The organism is Pseudoalteromonas sp. T1lg22, assembly GCF_002964645.1.
Lineage (GTDB): Bacteria > Pseudomonadota > Gammaproteobacteria > Enterobacterales > Alteromonadaceae > Pseudoalteromonas.
The window spans coordinates 40,884-59,024 of the sequence record NZ_PQBY01000006.1 but is presented as its reverse complement, the minus strand read 5'-3'; the positions used below and the strand labels follow the sequence as shown (position 1 = coordinate 59,024).

The following is an 18,141-nucleotide window of genomic DNA, read 5'->3' as shown; positions in this document are numbered from 1 at the left end:
AGTTAGCGGTTTTTTTGTGTCCGATGTTTAGCCAAGAATAATATGGGGTACAAAGCGCGAGGTGTCCTTGGTAATGGGGCCATTATCCTCACGAATAGTCAGGCCACAGCTTTTATGACCCACGACCCAGGAGCCTATCAAGGTGTGGTTGCCGGCAAATACGGGCAGAGGCGCTAAGGCCTGGGTAATAAAGCCCTCACCGCCGTAGCTGCCGCCTTGATGAACCCGGCCCTTGCTGGGGTGTACCCAGGTGATGTTTTCTCCCTCACGGCTAAATAAGGGTTTGCTGACATAGCCTTGTTCGAGCCCTTCGCCTTCTTCCCCGGCAAAATAGCTGGGTAGTAAATTGGGATGCCCGGGGAACATTTGCCAAAGCAGCGGTAAAATAGCCTTATTCGAGAGCACTGCCTTCCACGGCGGCTCCACAAACAGGGTACCCGTGCTTAACAGCTGTGGCGCGAATTCATCAAAAAACAGCTCTTCCCAGGGGTAAAGTTTAAATAACAGGGAGATTGGCGTGTCATCAAGGTCGGTAAGCTGGCCCTTGGCGTCTATGCCTATGTCCTCAATGGCCATTCTTATGGTTGGCATACCCCCCTGATAGGCGCAGTCTTGCAAATAGGCGACCGTGCCCTTGTCTTCCAGCGAATCGCGGCTGTGAACAAGGTGGATGGCATCCTGGTTGCTGAAGTGGTTAAAGCGGCTGATCAAGGCTTCTTGGATGCTGTTGAATTGGTCAGCACGCCTTGGCAGTACGCCCCTGTCTACCTGTTGCTCCAGCCATAGCCATTGGAAAAAACCCGCCTCGTAGATGGAGGTGGGGGTGTCGGCGTTGTATTCCAGCAGTTTAGCCGGGCCTGTGCCCTGATAACTAAAATCCATGCGCCCATACAGGCTGGGCTCTTTGTTATGCCAACTGGTGGCGACAAAATCCCAAAAGCGCTCGGGCAGGGCAAACTTCTTTAGCCAGTATTCGTCCCTAACCACCCTATCGACCAATTCCAGGCACATCTGCTCGAGCTCGTTGGTCGGGTCTTCCAGGTCGTTTTCAATTTGCTTCAGGGTAAATTGATAATAGGCGCTCTCGTCCCAATACTTTTCGCCATCGATATTGCAGAACTCGAAGCCGAAGTAATCGGCCTGAGCGGCCAAGTCTGACCGCTCAGTGATGGGTTGGCGAAACATCTAACCACCAAAGCTGCTGCGAGATGCGGCGCGACGACCAAAACCACCGCGTGAACTGGTGACGGTTTTAGGCTTGCTTGAGTAGTGGATTTGCGATTTCTTCACCATGGTGGTGCCGCGGTTATTAACCGAGCCGATATAGCCATTGTTGGCATTGCGGAAACTGAAAAAGTCATCGCGGGAGCGATACAGGGGCTTGGCGCCCGAGTAGTAGCTACCGCCCAGATAGGCGTACTTTTTACGCTTTTTCTTTTTCATCAGGTCGAGGCCTTCATCGACCGCCTCGGCCACCGCGGCTATCATAAAGCCGGCCATAATGGGGCGCCAGATACTGCCTTCCTGTTCGCACTGGTCAAAGCCAAAGTCGTTTTCACACAGGCCTTCGTTGACATACTTAGGCGCTTCCATGGCGTGGTTGGCCAGGGCTTCCTGGTACTGCGCCTGGCACACGTCCTGCTCGACACCAAAGCTCATACAGTCTTCGGTATCGTTAAAGAGCAGAGCCGACTCGTCCGGATCGCCACAGCCACTTAGCCCTGCGGTGGCACCCAGCATCAGGGTCAGTTTTAATTTACTCGTCCTTTTCATAATCACCGCTCCTTAGTAGGTAATACAAGCGGCGTTAAGAATTCCAGTCGCCAGCGAGGCGATACCTAAAAAGGCTCCGGCGCTCATATGGCCGTTGGCAATTTTTTCAGACAATTTAGGCATATACAGGCGTACTAAGAAAAAGGTAATAAGCTGCATAACACCGGCAATGACACCCCAGATGGCGAAGTCAATAATGGATACCGAGTTCACCGCGGCACTGGCAACCGGCAGGGTAAAGCCAATAAAGGCACCGCTAAAGGCGGTTGCGGCGGCGGCATTGTTTTCCTTCATCAAAGTCCACTCACAGTGGGGGGTGACTAGGGTGTATAAAAACAAAAATGCCAAAACCAACAGGTAGCCAAGGCCAAAATACATCAAAAAGGGAATAAACCCTTGCATGGATTCCATGATCATAATTGCTGCTCTCACTGAGTCTATTTTATTGTTGTTCCACCGAGGCCGGCTGTACCAGCTCTCGGTGCAATAGCTTATCATCCCCGACATTAAGTTCAATAAGACGTTTTAAATGCGTGGCGCTATCTAAGTCAATGAGGATGCAGCGTAAACCAATATGCGGCTGTTCGATATCGGTGTCGGCTAGGGTAAAGCTCAGTTGCAGTTCTGCCCCTAGGGTGGGGTGGAAATTCTCTGGGTGGCTGATCAGGGCACCTGTAAGTGAGAGGTCGAGTAACTGGCTGGGGTAGAGATGTTGATGGTCGGTGACTAGAGTGGGGCGTTGAAACAGTACCCGGGTAAAGTGGCGACGCTCGTGCATAAACACTCCTAAAAAGCAGGGTATTTAGTCAGTGTAGTTGGCGACGGGCAATTTTGTCTATGAACAGGGGATACAAAAAAGCCCCATTGCTGGGGCTTTTGCAATTGGTTAATTAACCAATTTTCTTATATTTAATACGCTTAGGTTGTGCGGCATCGGCGCCCAGCGTTTTCTTCAACCAGGCTTCGTACTCTGTGTAGTTACCATCGAAGAAGTTGATCTGACCTTCGTCACGGTAATCCAGAATATGCGTAGCGATACGGTCAAGGAACCAACGGTCGTGCGAAATAACCATCACACAGCCCGGGAATTCTAGAATCGCATTCTCCAGGGCGCGCAGAGTTTCTACGTCCAGGTCGTTGGTAGGCTCATCCAGTAGCAAGACGTTGCCGCCCGCTTTAAGCAGCTTGGCAAGGTGTAAACGGTTACGCTCACCACCTGATAGGTCTTTTACAAACTTCTGCTGGTCATTGCCTTTAAAGTTAAAGCGACCCACGTAGGCACGGCTTGGGAATTCGAAGTTACCCACTTTTAGCACGTCCTGACCGTCAGCGATTTCTTCAAATACGGTTTTGCTATCGTCCATATTGCCACGGAACTGATCCACTGTGGCCAGCTCTACGGTTTCACCAATAGTGATTTCACCGCTATCCGGCTGCTCATCGCCGCTTAGCATCTTAAACAGGGTTGATTTACCGGCACCGTTAGCACCGATAATGCCGACGATGGCACCCTTAGGCACGGTGAATTCCAGGTTGTCGATCAACTGACGATCGCCAAAGCTCTTGTTCAGACCTTTAACCTCGATTACCTGATCGCCCAGGCGTGGACCCGGTGGAATAAATAGTTCATTGGTTTCGTTACGTTTTTGGTAATCGCTTTGCTGTAGCTCGGCAAACTGGGCCATACGCGCTTTAGACTTGGCTTGGCGACCTTTAGGGTTTGAACGCACCCACTCAAGCTCTTGGGCAATTGATTTCTGGCGTGCTTTTTCCGCTTTTTGCTCTTGCTTCAAACGGGCATCTTTTTGCTCTAGCCAAGATGAGTAGTTGCCTTCCCATGGAATACCTTCACCACGGTCAAGCTCAAGAATCCAACCGGCAACGTTATCAAGGAAGTAACGGTCGTGGGTTACCGCCACTACTGTGCCTTCGTAATCATGCAGGAAGCGCTCCAACCAGGCCACAGATTCTGCATCCAGGTGGTTGGTCGGTTCGTCGAGAATAAGCATGTCAGGCTTTTCAAGTAGCAAACGACAAATCGCCACACGGCGTCGCTCACCACCGGAAAGATGTTCAACTTTTGCATCCCATGCAGGTAGACGAAGGGCATCGGCGGCACGCTCTAGAGCGTTGTCCAGGTTATGACCGTCATGTGCCTGGATAATGGCTTCAAGTTCGCCTTGCTCTTTGGCTAGGGCATCAAAGTCCGCATCTTCCATAGCGTATTCGGTATAGACTTCATCAAGGCGGGTCAGGGCGTTTTTAACTTCGCTTACCGCTTCTTCAACCACTTCACGCACGGTTTTGCTTTCATCAAGTACCGGCTCCTGTGGCAGGTAACCAATTTTCACGCCCGGTTGAGGGTGAGCCTCACCTTCAAAATCTTTATCAACGCCGGCCATGATACGTAACAGGCTAGATTTACCCGAGCCGTTTAGACCAAGTACACCAATTTTTGCGCCAGGGAAAAAGTGCAGAGAAATGTCTTTTAGGATGGTGCGCTTAGGCGGCACAACCTTAGACACTCGACTCATCGAGAAAATAAACTTATCAGGTAAAACCATGAAAGGAACCTTTGCAATATGACTAAAATTATCAGCCGCTATTGTAGAGTCTCGGCTACGGAGCAGTCAACGCATAGGGCCTGATTTAGGGGGCCAGTATAGGTTTAAAATCCAGCTTGAAAACAGCGGAACTGAGTGATTGCTATGTCTGGTTTAGTACATACCCCAATCACTCCGATTCAAGTTAGAGTACTCGGGCTAATTTACTCTAGCCACTTAAGACCTAGCCAATGGCTTGGTAACAGGTTATAGCCAATCGCTTTAGTGAACTCAGTTTGAGAAAAGTTACCGTCGGTTGTTTGAATAAATACAAACTCTTTGGTTACGTCGTTTATGGGGGTGTGATTTTCATAGGTATAAAAGTCTTGAAGTCCATCACCATTTATATCTCTGACGGCAAAGCCTAAGCCCGCGACATTAATTTCATCGGCGGTGTCTTTCTCGCTGTGATGACTAAAAGCGTTTTTGAATTTGCCATCACAACTTCCTTCCCAAACTTGAAAGTGATGTTGGTATAAATAATCTGTTGTATAGCTAATAAAATCTAAGCACTGGTCATTGTTGTAGTTAATAATTTCCATGCCAACCGTGGCTACAGCCCAGGCTCCCCCAAATTCTGGATCATTGCCTGCTGGGTTAGCTATATTGGTGGGTATTAAACTGGTGTTCGCAGAATATGAAAATTCTGTCCCGTTACCTGCTAAAAACACATGTGAGTTGCCAACTTGATTGCCACCGCCATCTTGCAGATCATTGCCGCTATTGGCGCCCATGATAACGTCGTCAAAACCATCTTTATTAAAGTCACCGGCCACACACCAGGTAAAAGTAACCGCTGTTAAATCTTCTGGGTAGGCGTTGGGTTGCTCATTAAAATTGCCCTGCCCATCATTCAGCCAGAGGCGGGGAGCTTGTTGATAAACATTGACATCAAATATATCCACCGCTCCATCATTATTGAAATCAAGAGTGCATCCGCCATGCGTATAATCGGCTATATGATCAAATTGACCTGTGCTGATGAGATCACTGTTATCCGCTTGCAGCCAAATACTATTATTACCGCCAATTTCGTCGTTAGCGCCCCATTCGCGCCCATGGTTAGGAAGGTAAATATCGTCTAAGTTATCTTTATTGAAGTCACTAACTACAATGCGACGAGCAACCGCCGCAATATTTAATTCCTTGATAGTGTAGCCAGCTTTAGAATCGTAAATAAGGGCCGTAGCATTTTGGGAGGTGCCATTATTCATATCGCGGGTGATAATAATGTCCAAGTCACCATCACCCCCTAAATCGATATCGCCAAAATGATGCCATTCCAAATCTGGAATTGTTGATACTAGTTGAGATAGCTGCTCGTACGCTTCTTGCTGTGTTAAATCTATATCTCTTACCGACAGTGTCATTGATTTCGTTGTAGAAGCAATACCATCCGACACGCTCACTTCGAAGGTAAAGTTTGTGTCCTCATTAACTTCAGGTGCTATGAGTTGGAGTTCTGAACCTGTGACGGTATAAGTCAACTCATTGCCACCGGTTTGTGACCAAGTGTAGGTTAAGGCATCCCCATCAGCATCCGTTGCATCAGCCTTAATGCTCAGTGAAAGGCCCTCATCGGTGCTGATATCAGATAACCTAACCTTGGGGGCGGAGTTACTTGAGAGCGGAGGTGTTTCACTGTTGCTGCCGCCACCACCGCAGCCGCTGATCAGGGTGGAGAATAAACACAGGGAGGTGAGGAGCTTTAACTTAGGCATCAATTATTTCCTTGTAAACGATGTGACTCCACAAATGATAAGCGATTATTTAAGCTCATTATTTGAGAGGCCAGTAACAACTTTTTAACAGTCGCTAGTTTTACAAATCGATGTCTTTAAATTAAGGGGAAGACTTCCTAAAAAGACTAGGAAAACTTCTTAGGTAGCGGGAAGCTGTATTAGTAGGTGTGTGCCAGACCCTGAGCTATCTATTTGGAAACTTCCTTTTAGCGCCAAAGCTCTTTCTTCAATACCGAGCAAGCCAAAACCCCCATTGAACGCCTCCTTCCTCTTGGTTTCAAAGCCCTTGCCATCATCCTTCACCGAGAGTCGAAGCCGGTTTTGTTTAATAGATAAATCAACATAGACGTTATCTGCAGCGGCATGCTTGACTATGTTGTTAAAAGATTCCTGAATAATACGATAAATGGCAATTTTCTTATCTTCCGATAAGTTATCTAAGTCACTTGCAATATTTAAGTGGTAATTTATCCCGGCGCTATCAAGTAATTTAGTTAAGGACCTACCTTGTAAGGCTTTTTGCAAACCTAAATCATTGAGCTCTCGAGGGTGTAATAAAATGATCAGGTTGCGGGTAACGTTATACACCTTGTTCGATAGAGCGCGCAGATTGAGTGCAGACTGGAGTACTTTTTTATCCTTTGTGAGCTGCTCTAAGATGGTTATCTCCGTTCTTATCGCTGTTAAGGTTTGGCCAATATCGTCGTGTAATTCTGTTGATATTTTTTTACGCTCCAGCTCCTGGATCTCAACGACTTTTGTCGCGAGTAACTGGTTTTTCTTTGCTTGCTCTTTGTAGCGGGTATTTAATCTGTTAAGTGCTGAGTTTTGTTCCTGTAGCTTTGTATTTGCGCTTTTTTGTTGGGTGATTGCCGCGCCTAAAATGAGCGCCGTAAATGCAATGGTGATTAAATAGGCTTGGTTTTCAATGACCGAAATTGTTACATCTGTTCTCAGAGCGGTATACACAACTAAAATACACATAGCGAACACGCTTAAGGTGGCTCCCTTCCAGCCCCATTTATGAGATGCCGCTATCACGAAAGTCACCGAGAGTATTTTTATATAATATAAAGGTATTTGCTGGATGTTTAAGATGGCCAACAAGGATAGGGCAAGCGAAAATGAAATCTTAAAGATCCCTTTGTTAGTGATTTTTAAGGAAGGCTTTTTTTTACCGTAGAGCTCTACGAGTAAGATGCTCAGCGGCAAAATAAGCAGCACCCCAACAATATCGCCAAAGGCAAATGCAGTTGCGTTGAGCAGGTGCGTTTGAGTAAAGAGCTCAGTCTTAGGGATCGTCGCCAGCTCATTATGGTAAATCATACTTGTGGTCAGTGTTACTGATGTCAGTGTTGCAGCGCAGATAGCACCCATAATTAACCCAAAGACCTGATGGGTTGTTTTTAATTCGGGCTTTCTATAAAGCTTTAAATAGAAGTGGGCGGCGCATAAATAAAATAACGCGGGGAAAGTAGTAGCAATGAAATTACTTAAGGCGGGTATTTCGCCGCGTTCATTAGTTATTAGGATGATAGCGGTCCATTCGCCAAGAATAATAGCCAGCCAATATCTTTTTGGTGCGAATAAAAAAGCCGCAAAGCGATAGCCAGCCGGTAAAAACCAGCTGGCGGTATTGTCAATTACTGCGAAGCTCACCGGTAGGTACCAGGAGTGATACCAAAGCGAAGAGTAAGCGACTGAGATAATAAAGAAAATACCCAAGTATCTATAACTTATTTTTTTCATTATTAATTGCACAAGATTGAGCTTTGGGAGGTTATGGTGGTGGAGTTCATCCAGCTTAACCCATTCTTGGGTGTCTTTATAGAGGTTACGAACAGGTAATCTATTGGGTAAACCTCTTAAACTGGTGGCGTTAAGTTGTTTACGGACCCCTCCTTAGTGTCAATAAAATTGTGTCTCTAGATCAGATGCGTTTTAATGGTGCTCTGGTATAAAAGGATTGCTTACATTCATGATTAATATCGCTCTCATAGATGATCACTCCATTGTCAGGGAAGGCTTCAAGCGCTTACTCGAGCTCAATGATACACATACCGTATCACTAGAGGCCTCGAGCTTTCAGGCGGCAGAGCAGAAGCTACCTCTTAGTACATTTGATATTGCTATTTTAGATATATCACTTCCGGATAAGAATGGGCTAGGTCTAATCCCCCTGATAAAGCGGTGCTCTCCGAAGGCTAAAATTATCGTTGTGAGCATGTACGATAACGACCCCTACGTCAGTGAAGCAATTAATCTTGGTGCAAATGCGTATTTATCCAAGCAAAACGCATCCGATGAAATAATCACGGCGATAAGGCGTACGCTAAACGGCGATAGTTATTTAGGTCAGGATATTATTAAAAATATCTATTATAACTCTCATAGTGATTCGACCAGCAAAGTGCAGAAGCTGACACAAAGAGAAAAGGATGTTTTTAACCTTTTAGCCATTGGTTACTCGGTAAAGTTAATAGCAAAAAAGTTAAATGTAGCGGTTAAGACGGTCCATGCCCATAAAAGCAATATTTATGAAAAGCTACAAATCACAGAGTCATATGAGCTGCTGAGACTGGCGATTAAAAGCCATTCCATAAAATTTGAAGAATTGTTAAGGGAATAGGTATTAATTTGCCAGTAGAATGCCGACGCCGGCCAGAGCTAAAACGCCGCCGAGGATCATGTTTGCGCTCACCGGCTCACGTTTAAAAAAGCCGAAGGTCATCACCATCAACGGGGCGGTGGCAAAGAGGGTTTGCGCTATGGCCGGGTCGGTGTATTTTACCGACGCTAACTGCAGCCACAGGCCGATAAAGGTGCCGAAGAATACCGCCACCAACAACCAGTGCTTCTTATCTATGCCTTTTAAGCGGATTGCCTGATACAGGTCCGAGTGTTTGAGCAGCGCCACCACCAAAGCCACGGTGAGGGTGCCCGATACCAGACGTATCATCGCCGCCCACAAACTACTCATTGACTCTAGGTTCATTGCTCCTTTGGACATCACCATGCCGGTGGCCTGGCACAGTGCCGCCAGCAGTGCTAAGGATACGCCGATTACATAATGACGCTTATCCAGGCTTGGTAAGGCATGCTGTGGCCGAATGGCAATCACCACCCCGACCGTGGTGACGATAATACCGACCCAAGCCAGTGTGGACAGGTAGTGTCCCAGCAACAGGATATTGAGTATGCCTGCCAAGGCGGGGGCAAGTGACTCTATGATCAGGGTACGCGCCGGACCAATATTGCGCAGGGCGCCAAAGTAGGCGCTGTCGCCGATGGCAATACCAATAATGCCGCCGGCAATCAGCCAACCCCAGGCGGCTACTTGCTGCGGGATGTTAGAGTCTGCGGTGATAACAATTGCTGCGACCATCATCAGTGACGCCAGCAAGCCCTTGCTGACATTGAGCTGTAAGGGCGAAAGGTGATGGCTAAAGGTTTTGTAGAGCAGGGTTGAAAACGCCCAGACAATGGCGGCACAGATTGCTGCTAATTCTCCTAATCCCACCTTGGGTCCCTTATACTTAATTCGACGCGCGGCATTATGGCAAGGGAGAGCCGTGCTGTAAAATTTATATGGACGTCTAAACATCTAGAGGTTGATATTTCCAGTGGGAGGGTCATAATAGCCCTTCTAATATTTGCATTGGAGTTCACTATGCCTATTACGGTTCAGGATGCGTTGCCAGCGATTTCGCAATTGCGCCAAGAAAATGTCTTTGTGATGCCGAAAAGTCGTGCCAGCACGCAGGAGATCAGGCCTATGCGTTTGGCCATATTGAACCTGATGCCGAATAAGGTGGAAACGGAAGTGCAGTTTATTCGCTTGCTGGCCAACACCCCCTTGCAGGTCAACGTGGACTTACTGCGTCTTGATACCCATAGATCCAGCGCCAACTCCGAGCAGCACCTGGACATGTTTTATCGCTATTTCAGCGACGTTAAAGACACTAACTATGATGCAGTGATCATCACAGGCGCGCCGCTGGCCCATCTTGAATATGATGAGGTAGGCTATTGGCAGGAATTACAGGAGTTTTTCGAGTGGGCCGAGCATCATGTCACCTCGACCCTGTTTAGCTGTTGGGCCGCTCATGCCGGTTTGTATCATCACTATGGTCTGAAACGTGAACTCCAGGCCAACAAACTATGCGGTGTGTTTGAACACCAGTGTTATTTCGACCACGGCGCGCTCACCCGCGGTTTTGACGATCGTTTCTTGGTGCCACACTCGCGCTACGGTCATATCGATATCAATAAAATTGCCGCGCGCGAAGATCTCGTGGTGCTTGCCGGCTCAGAGGAAGTGGGTGCCTACTTACTTAAAAACCAAAGCGGCTCGCAGGTGTACCTGACCGGGCACCCGGAATACGACGCCGATACCTTGCAAAAAGAGTATCAACGCGATGTCGACAAGGGCCTGGATGTGGATAAACCGAAAAACTATTTTCCCGAGGATAACCCGGCCTTAAAACCGTCGAAAACCTGGCAAAGCCATGCCTTCTTGTTATTTTCCAATTGGCTAAACTACTACGTGTATCAAACCACGCCCTATGATATTAATCTGGTGAGCCAGGATGTAAGGACAGATAATTATGCCGAATAAACGTCACGCCCTCGAAGCGGCCCTCAAACAGCGTATTTTAATTCTCGATGGCGCCATGGGCACCATGATCCAAAAACATAAGTTTGAGGAAAACGACTATCGCGGCGAGCGCTTTAAAGACTGGCATGTGCTGGTAAAGGGCAACAACGATTTGTTAAGCCTGACGCAACCCGAGGTGATCGCGCAAATCCATCGCGAATACCTTGAGGCCGGTGCGGATATTATAGAAACCAACACCTTTAACGCCACCACCATTTCCATGGAAGACTACGACATGGCAAGCCTTAGCCGCGAGATTAATCTCGAGTCGGCGCGCTTAGCCCGCAAGGTGGCCGATGAATTTACCGCCAAGGAGCCAAATAAACCGCGCTACGTGGCTGGTGTGCTTGGGCCCACGTCCAAGACCTGCTCTATCTCGCCGGACGTGAACGACCCGGGTTATCGTAATATTACCTTCGATAAACTGGTTGAGGCCTATATCGAGTCGACGCTGGCCTTGATGGAAGGCGGTGCCGACCTGATCTTGATCGAAACCATTTTTGATACCCTCAATGCCAAGGCCGCGGCCTTTGCGGTGGAAGAAGCCTTCGAGCAGGCCGGCACCAGTTTGCCTGTGATGATCTCCGGCACCATTACCGATGCCTCGGGCCGCACCCTTTCGGGACAAACCACAGAGGCTTTCTATAACTCCATTCGTCATATTAAGCCGCTTTCCATCGGCCTTAATTGCGCCTTAGGCCCGGATCTGCTGCGCCAGTACGTGGAGGAGCTATCCACCGTCTGCGAAACTTTCACCTCGGTGCACCCCAATGCCGGTTTGCCCAACGAGTTCGGTGAGTACGACCTGGAAGCCGAAGAAATGGCCCAGGAGATCATCGACTGGGGCGAGCAGGGCTTTATCAATATCGTTGGTGGCTGCTGTGGTACCACGCCGGAGCATATTAAAGCCTTTAGCGACGGCTTAAAGAACACCGCACCACGAGCGCTCCCCGAGCTGCCGGTGCGCATGCGTCTCAGCGGCCTTGAAGCCTGTAACTTGAATTAAGGGGCTATCAACTATGACCAATACAGCCATTTTTACCAATGTCGGTGAGCGTACCAATGTCACTGGCTCGGCGCGTTTTAAGCGCCTGATCATGGAAGAAGACTATGAAACCGCCCTGGATGTGGCCCGCGAACAAGTAGAAAGCGGCGCCCAGGTGATTGATATCAACATGGACGAAGCTATGTTGGACTCCAAGGCGGCAATGGTGAAGTTTCTTAATCTGATCGCCTCGGAGCCGGATATTTCTAAGGTGCCGATTATGGTCGACTCCTCCAAGTGGGAGGTGATCGAAGCGGGCCTTAAGTGTATTCAAGGTAAGGCCATTGTGAACTCCATTTCCCTCAAAGAAGGGGAAGAGCCGTTTCGTCACCAGGCAAAAATCCTGAAGCGCTTTGGCGCCGCCGTGGTGGTCATGGCCTTTGATGAAACCGGCCAGGCGGAAACCGCCGATCGTAAGTTTGCAATCTGTGAGCGCTCCTACCGTATTTTGGTGGACGAGCTCGGCTTCCCGCCGGAAGACATTATTTTCGACCCCAATATTTTCGCCGTGGCCACGGGCATCGAAGAGCACGATAACTACGCCGTTGAATTTATAGAGGGCACCCGCCGCATCAAAGAAAACCTGCCGTACTGTAAGGTGTCCGGCGGGGTGTCGAATGTGTCCTTCTCGTTCCGTGGTAATAACCCGGTGCGCGAAGCCATTCACTCGGTATTCCTGTATCACGCCATCCAAGCGGGTATGGACATGGGCATAGTTAATGCCGGCCAGCTGGCGGTGTATGACGATATTCCCGAAGAGCTACGCAATGCGGTTGAGGATGTGATCCTCAATAAAGACCCGGGGGCGGGCGAGCGCTTGGTTGAGCTGGCGCCCAAATACTCGGGCATGGCTCAGGCCGAAAAGGTGGAAGACCTTGAATGGCGCTCCTGGCCGGTGGAAAAACGCCTGGAGCACGCCTTAGTTAAGGGCATCACCGATTACATCGAAGAAGACACAGAGGCCTGTCGCCAGCAATTTGCCAAGCCCATAGAGGTGATCGAAGGGCCGCTGATGGATGGCATGAATGTGGTCGGTGACCTCTTTGGTGCCGGTAAGATGTTCCTGCCTCAGGTGGTGAAATCGGCGCGGGTTATGAAGCGCGCAGTGGCCTACCTCGACCCCTATATTGAAGCCGAAAAGGAAGAAGGGCAGACCAACGGTAAAATCATTATGGCCACGGTAAAGGGCGATGTGCACGACATAGGCAAAAACATCGTCGGCGTGGTGCTGCAATGTAATAACTATGAGGTGATAGACCTGGGCGTGATGGTGCCGGCGGAGAAAATTCTGCAAACCGCCATCGATGAAAACGCCGATATTATCGGTTTATCCGGCCTTATTACCCCTTCCCTTGACGAGATGGTGCATGTGGCCAAGGAAATGACCCGTCGCGGCTTTGAGATACCGCTGCTGATTGGCGGCGCCACTACCTCCAAGGCGCACACGGCGGTGAAAATTGAGCCCCAGTACGACAAGGGCGTGATCTATGTGAATAACGCCAGCCGAGCCGTGGGCGTGGCCTCCAGCCTGTTGAGTAAAACCGCCAAGGCGGACTTTGTGGCGAAAACCAAGGTCGAGTACGAAAAGGTGCGTGAGCAACAGGCGCGTAAGAAACCGCGCTCCAAGCCCATTGGTTTACAGCAGGCACGGGCCAACCATGCCAAGCTGGACTGGCAAAACTATGTGCCACCGGTTCCCAGTAAGCTGGGCGTGCAGGAGTTCCACGATGTGGCCATAGACACCTTGCGTCACTATATCGACTGGACCCCGTTTTTTATGACCTGGTCGCTGGCGGGTAAGTATCCACGCATTCTCAATGACGAGGTGGTGGGCGAGCAGGCGCAGTCGCTGTTTGCCGATGCCAATGCCATGCTCGATAAGTTTGCCCGTGAGCGCAGCATACAGCCCAAGGGGGTGATAGGTTTGTTCCCGGCCAACCGCGTCGGCGACGACATCGAAATTTACGCCGATGAAACCCGCTCTCAGGTGTTGTTGCGTTCGTGTCAGTTGCGTCAGCAAACCGAGAAAAAGGGCTTTGCCAACTACTGCTTAGCCGATTATGTGGCGCCGAAAGGCACGCCGGATTACTTTGGCGCCTTTGCCGTCACCGGCGGCTTGGAAGAAGACGCCCTGGCCGATGCCTTTGATGCCCAAGGTGATGACTACAATAAGATCATGGTCAAGGCCGTGGCTGACCGTCTCGCCGAAGCCTTTGCCGAGTATCTGCATGAGCAGGTGCGTAAGGTACATTGGGGCTACGCCACGGATGAAGCGCTCAGCAATGATGAGCTAATTCGCGAAAATTATCAGGGTATTCGCCCGGCGCCCGGTTATCCGGCCTGTCCGGAGCATACAGAGAAGTCCAAAATTTGGGACTTGTTGAATGTGGAAGAACGCATCGGCATGAAGCTGACTTCGTCTTACGCCATGTGGCCGGGGGCGGCTGTGTCGGGCTGGTATTTCAGCCATCCTGATTCCAAGTACTTCGCCGTGGCGGGCATTCAGCGCGATCAGGTTGAGGATTACGCTGAGCGTCAGGGCATGACGCTGGACGAAGCGCACAGATGGCTCGGGCCTAATCTGGGCTATGACTACTAAGGTGATTATATTGAATAAAAAAGGTGACTGAGGTCGCCTTTTTTTATGCGTTCAATCAACCCCGAACAATTTTTAACAACCCCAGAACTTGGGCATTAATATTTTTATGATACAGTAAGTTATCGAATAACAAGGATAAGTAGTGCGGATCAGTGAAAGATACTTTTAATGCCACCGATGCCGATAAGGCCCATTTCTTACGTGTATTTGCCGCGATCGGCGCCTGTACTTCCTTGATAATGGCCATCAACAGTTACCTCGATGGCTACCTTTTGCTTAGCCTGCTGTTGGCCAGCGCCGTAGTCGTGTTTGCCTTGCCCTTTGTGATAACAAAGCATGATGCCTTTATTGCTGTGCTTATGTTGTATTCCCTTTACGCGCTGATGTCGTACCTGGTGGTATCCGGAGGCAGCCATGGTACCGGGCCCTTGTGGTTATTTATTGTCTCGCCGGTGACCTTCTTCATTCGCGGTTTAAAGCAAGGGGCGGTGGACCTTATTTTACTGGCCGTGGTGGTTTTGCTGTTATTTATCTTTACGCCCAACCTAGGCTTGTATCAATACGATAATTACCATTTTCCCGCTCGTGTGATGCTGTGCTTTGCCATTCTCTGTGCGCTGGCTGGCTTTTATGAGTATTACCGCAATAAATACAGCCGGGCGTTAATGCAGCAGTTGCAGATTAATGAGCAACTGGCGCGCACCGATGCCATGACCGGGCTCAGCAACCGCCGTTATGCCCTGGAATGTCTGACTCAGCCTGGTTTCGGCGCCGGTGCCGTGTATATGTTGCTTGATGCCGATAATTTTAAGCAGATCAATGATGGCTATGGTCATCAGGTCGGCGATCAGGTGCTGCGCTTTATCGCCGCGACTTTAAAGGACCATGCCGGGCCCGATGATATTGTCGCTCGTTGGGGCGGTGAAGAGTTTTTGCTGGTGGTGCATAACACCGCGGCGCGCAGTGCCAAACGGGTTGCTACGCAGATAATGCAACATCTGCAGGATAACGCTCTGCACACAGATGGCCATAGCTTGCAAATGACCCTGAGCATAGGTGCTCACCAACGTCAGTTTGGTGAGAGCATAGATCATTGCCTCAATATTGCCGATAAGCGTTTGTATCTGGCCAAAAGCAGTGGTAAAAACCGGGTCGTATTCGACGACGATGTGGCCATGGATTAGCCCTAGCTGCTGATCCTGAGCGGACAATGGCATACAATAGCCACCATGAATCGCTTCGTGTGAACGCCGTGCTACCAATACAACAAAGCTACCCTCAGCTTATAGAGCAACTCAGTAACCACCCCTTGTGTTTATTACAAGCGCCTCCCGGTGCCGGTAAATCAACCTGGCTGCCGCTGCAATTGCTGCGCGATGGCCACTTTCAGCGCATTATTATGCTTGAGCCCCGGCGCTTAGCGGCGCGCAACATCGCTCAGTTTTTGGCATCGCAACAAAACGAGCGGGTGGGGCAAAGCGTGGGGTTGCGTTTGCGTCAGGAAACCAAGGTGAGTGCCGACACGCGGCTGGAGATCGTCACCGAAGGGGTGTTGACGCGCATGCTGCAAAGCGACCCCGAGTTGAGCGGCGTCGATCTGGTGATCTTCGATGAATTCCATGAGCGCTCACTGGCCGCCGACACGGCCCTGGCCTTTGCCTTGGAAAGCCAGTTGCTGCGCGATGACCTAAAAATTCTGATCATGTCGGCTACTTTGGATGGCGAGCGTTATCAGCAGTTTTTCGATTGTCCCATGGTGTCTGCCGAAGGGCGCAGTTATCCCATAGAGGAAGTGTATGAACCCCTGGCGCAGAGCGAGCGCTGGTTAGAGGCCATGGCGCCGCTGGTGAAGAAGGCTCTGAGCGAACAAGAAGGCAGTGTGTTGGTGTTTTTGCCCGGTCAGCGCGAGATCAACCGCGTGGGCGAGCAACTGGCGGATTTACCGGCCGACATCGAGGTGCATAAACTCTATGGTGAGCTGGATAAACAGGCGCAGCAAGAGGCCATTGCCCCGGCACCCGAGGGTAAGCGCAAGGTGGTGTTGACCACCAATGTGGCGGAAACCAGTTTAACCATAGATGGCATTCGCGTGGTGGTGGACAGCGGCAAACGTCGCGCCGCCGAGTTTAATTTAAAAACCGGGGTCACCGAGCTTAAAACCGTGAACATTTCGCGTTCCTCCGCCACCCAAAGGGCCGGACGAGCCGGGCGTTTGCAACCTGGCGTGGTCTATCGCCTTGGTGCCAGGGAGCAGCTTGAACGCCGCGCCAGTCACGATGCCCCCGAGATGCTCACCAGTGATATCAGCCCCTTGTTGTTAGAGGCCAAGCTTTGGGGGGCCAGTCTTGACGAGCTGCAGTTGCTGGATCCGCCAACCCAAGCGCAGCAACAGCAGGCCCAGGTGTTATTGCAGATGCTTGAGGTGCTGGAAGGCGATAAATTATCGCCCCAGGCCCACATCATGCACGCCATGGGGACCGAATTGCGCTTTGCCCATCTTTTGTATAAGGCCGAGAAGTTTGAACGCCAGTGGCCAGGTTTTTTACAGCTGGCGGTCCATTTTGTTGCCCTGATGGAAGCGCGTATTAGCACAGCCGCTGAGCTCAGCACGGCGCTTAATGCGCAATTGCATCGCCCCCATCCGGCGTTTCGCCAGCAACTCAGGTATTGGCAGCAAAGGCTCAAGTTAGCGCCCAGCCAATCTTTACCCATGTCCTTATTGCCCCTGGTAGTGGCGCTGGCCTACCCGGATCGTCTGGCCAAGCGCCGTGGGCAGGGCATGCTGATGAGTAATGGCGCCGGGGTGCAGGCGTCCGTTGAGCACTGGCTTGATGAAGACTACCTGGCCATTGCCGAGGTGGGCGGCCAAGGCGGCCAACGTATCTTTTCTGCCACCGCTTTTTGCCCCCAGCAATTGCAGGAGCAGTTGCCGCATTTATTTAGCGAGCAAGAGGTGTGCGAGTTTAACGACAAAACAGCGCAGTTCACCAATGAAACCCGCTTTAAACTGGGCGCCATTACCTTGCGCAGCCAGCCTTCCTCGCAAGCTATTAGCTCGCAAATGAAATGCCAAGCCTGGCTTGGGCTGTTGCAAAAACAAGGGTGGGCGCTGCTTAAGCATCCGCAGGCGCAACAGTTGCGAACCCGTTTATTGTTGGCCGGGCAGTTGCTGGGTGCGCCTTTTACCTACAGCGACGAGCAGAGCTTGCTGGCGGCGGCGCCACAGTGGCTGGCGCCTTATCTGAGTGAGGTGCAGTCATTGGCCCAATTACAGCAACTCGATTACCGTCCGGCCTTGCTAAGTTTGCTGGATTACCCGGCGCAACAGCAACTCGAGCAGCTGTTACCTAGCAAGTTAACCGTGCCCTCCGGCGCCACCCATAGAATCCACTTTCAACTTGATGGTCCGGCCAAGCTTAGCGTGCGTATGCAGGAAGTGTACGGCCTCACCGAAAGCCCGAAACTGGCGCAGGGCAAGCTGCCTATTCTTATGGAATTACTGTCGCCGGCACAGCGTCCACTGCAATTAACCCAGGATTTGGCGCAGTTCTGGCAGGGCAGTTATCGTGAGGTGCAAAAGGAAATGAAGGGACGCTATCCGAAGCATTTTTGGCCCGACGATCCGGCGAATGCGCAGGCAACCACTCGGGTAAAGAGCAGAATGTAGTCAAAATCTGGTTTTAATGCACTCTGACGCGGCGAACTTTCCTTTTTCATTTTTG

General features: G+C 50.3%; 14 protein-coding genes. 6 read left to right on the top strand and 8 right to left on the bottom strand.

The annotated features are described in order from the left end of the window. Positions 1-27: 27 nt before the first annotated feature. The 7 genes from C2M24_RS02470 to C2M24_RS02440 all read right to left on the bottom strand — a co-directional run bounded on the left by C2M24_RS02470 (position 28) and on the right by C2M24_RS02440 (position 7,867). Positions 28-1,185: a glutathionylspermidine synthase family protein gene (locus C2M24_RS02470; RefSeq protein ID WP_105213207.1), complete on the bottom strand. Its 1,158-nt coding sequence runs from the start codon at positions 1,183-1,185 to the stop codon at positions 28-30. Next, complete coding sequence (locus tag C2M24_RS02465) at positions 1,186-1,773, bottom strand: DUF1190 domain-containing protein (RefSeq protein WP_105213206.1); 588 nt, start codon at positions 1,771-1,773, stop codon at positions 1,186-1,188. It lies immediately after the preceding gene. Positions 1,774-1,785: 12 nt separating this feature from the next. Further along, positions 1,786-2,205 (bottom strand): DUF350 domain-containing protein, encoded by a 420-nt coding sequence (locus C2M24_RS02460; RefSeq protein WP_233999487.1) that lies wholly within the window; start codon positions 2,203-2,205, stop codon positions 1,786-1,788. Between the two features lie 10 nt (positions 2,206-2,215). Then, complete coding sequence (locus C2M24_RS02455; protein ID WP_105213205.1) at positions 2,216-2,551, bottom strand: PilZ domain-containing protein; 336 nt, start codon at positions 2,549-2,551, stop codon at positions 2,216-2,218. A gap of 112 nt (positions 2,552-2,663) precedes the next feature. Next, positions 2,664-4,337: an energy-dependent translational throttle protein EttA gene (ettA, locus tag C2M24_RS02450; protein ID WP_105213204.1), complete on the bottom strand. Its 1,674-nt coding sequence runs from the start codon at positions 4,335-4,337 to the stop codon at positions 2,664-2,666. A 203-nt stretch (positions 4,338-4,540) separates the two neighbouring features. Next, the gene (locus tag C2M24_RS02445) at positions 4,541-6,097 is read right to left on the bottom strand and encodes an FG-GAP repeat domain-containing protein (protein WP_105213203.1); all 1,557 of its coding nucleotides are present in this window, start codon (positions 6,095-6,097) and stop codon (positions 4,541-4,543) included. Positions 6,098-6,256: 159 nt separating this feature from the next. Beyond that, the gene (locus tag C2M24_RS02440; RefSeq protein WP_105213202.1) at positions 6,257-7,867 is read right to left on the bottom strand and encodes an MASE1 domain-containing protein; all 1,611 of its coding nucleotides are present in this window, start codon (positions 7,865-7,867) and stop codon (positions 6,257-6,259) included. 229 nt (positions 7,868-8,096) lie between these two features. On the opposite strand from C2M24_RS02440, the gene C2M24_RS02435 reads away from it, so the two are divergent. Beyond that, positions 8,097-8,747 (top strand): response regulator transcription factor, encoded by a 651-nt coding sequence (locus C2M24_RS02435; protein WP_105213201.1) that lies wholly within the window; start codon positions 8,097-8,099, stop codon positions 8,745-8,747. A 3-nt stretch (positions 8,748-8,750) separates the two neighbouring features. On the opposite strand, the gene C2M24_RS02430 is transcribed toward C2M24_RS02435, so the two are convergent. Beyond that, entirely contained in the window at positions 8,751-9,638 is an 888-nt protein-coding gene (locus tag C2M24_RS02430) for a DMT family transporter (RefSeq protein ID WP_233999486.1), read from the bottom strand. Positions 9,639-9,788: 150 nt separating this feature from the next. Here C2M24_RS02430 and C2M24_RS02425 point away from each other — a divergent pair, with 150 nt between their 5' ends. The 5 genes from C2M24_RS02425 (at position 9,789) to hrpB (ending at position 18,086) form a co-directional block, all read left to right on the top strand. Further along, positions 9,789-10,736, top strand: coding sequence for a homoserine O-succinyltransferase (locus C2M24_RS02425; RefSeq protein WP_105199714.1), 948 nt, complete (start codon positions 9,789-9,791; stop codon positions 10,734-10,736). Then, the gene (locus C2M24_RS02420) at positions 10,726-11,781 is read left to right on the top strand and encodes a homocysteine S-methyltransferase family protein (RefSeq protein ID WP_105199715.1); all 1,056 of its coding nucleotides are present in this window, start codon (positions 10,726-10,728) and stop codon (positions 11,779-11,781) included. The genes C2M24_RS02425 and C2M24_RS02420 overlap by 11 nt, the downstream gene beginning before the upstream one ends. Before the next feature lie 13 nt (positions 11,782-11,794). Next, the gene (gene metH, locus C2M24_RS02415) at positions 11,795-14,419 is read left to right on the top strand and encodes a methionine synthase (protein ID WP_105199716.1); all 2,625 of its coding nucleotides are present in this window, start codon (positions 11,795-11,797) and stop codon (positions 14,417-14,419) included. A gap of 152 nt (positions 14,420-14,571) precedes the next feature. After that, on the top strand, positions 14,572-15,603 hold the full coding sequence (locus tag C2M24_RS02410; protein WP_105213199.1) for a GGDEF domain-containing protein: 1,032 nt from the start codon (positions 14,572-14,574) through the stop codon (positions 15,601-15,603). Between the two features lie 68 nt (positions 15,604-15,671). Beyond that, the gene (hrpB, locus tag C2M24_RS02405) at positions 15,672-18,086 is read left to right on the top strand and encodes an ATP-dependent helicase HrpB (RefSeq protein ID WP_105213497.1); all 2,415 of its coding nucleotides are present in this window, start codon (positions 15,672-15,674) and stop codon (positions 18,084-18,086) included. Positions 18,087-18,141: the final 55 nt, after the last annotated feature.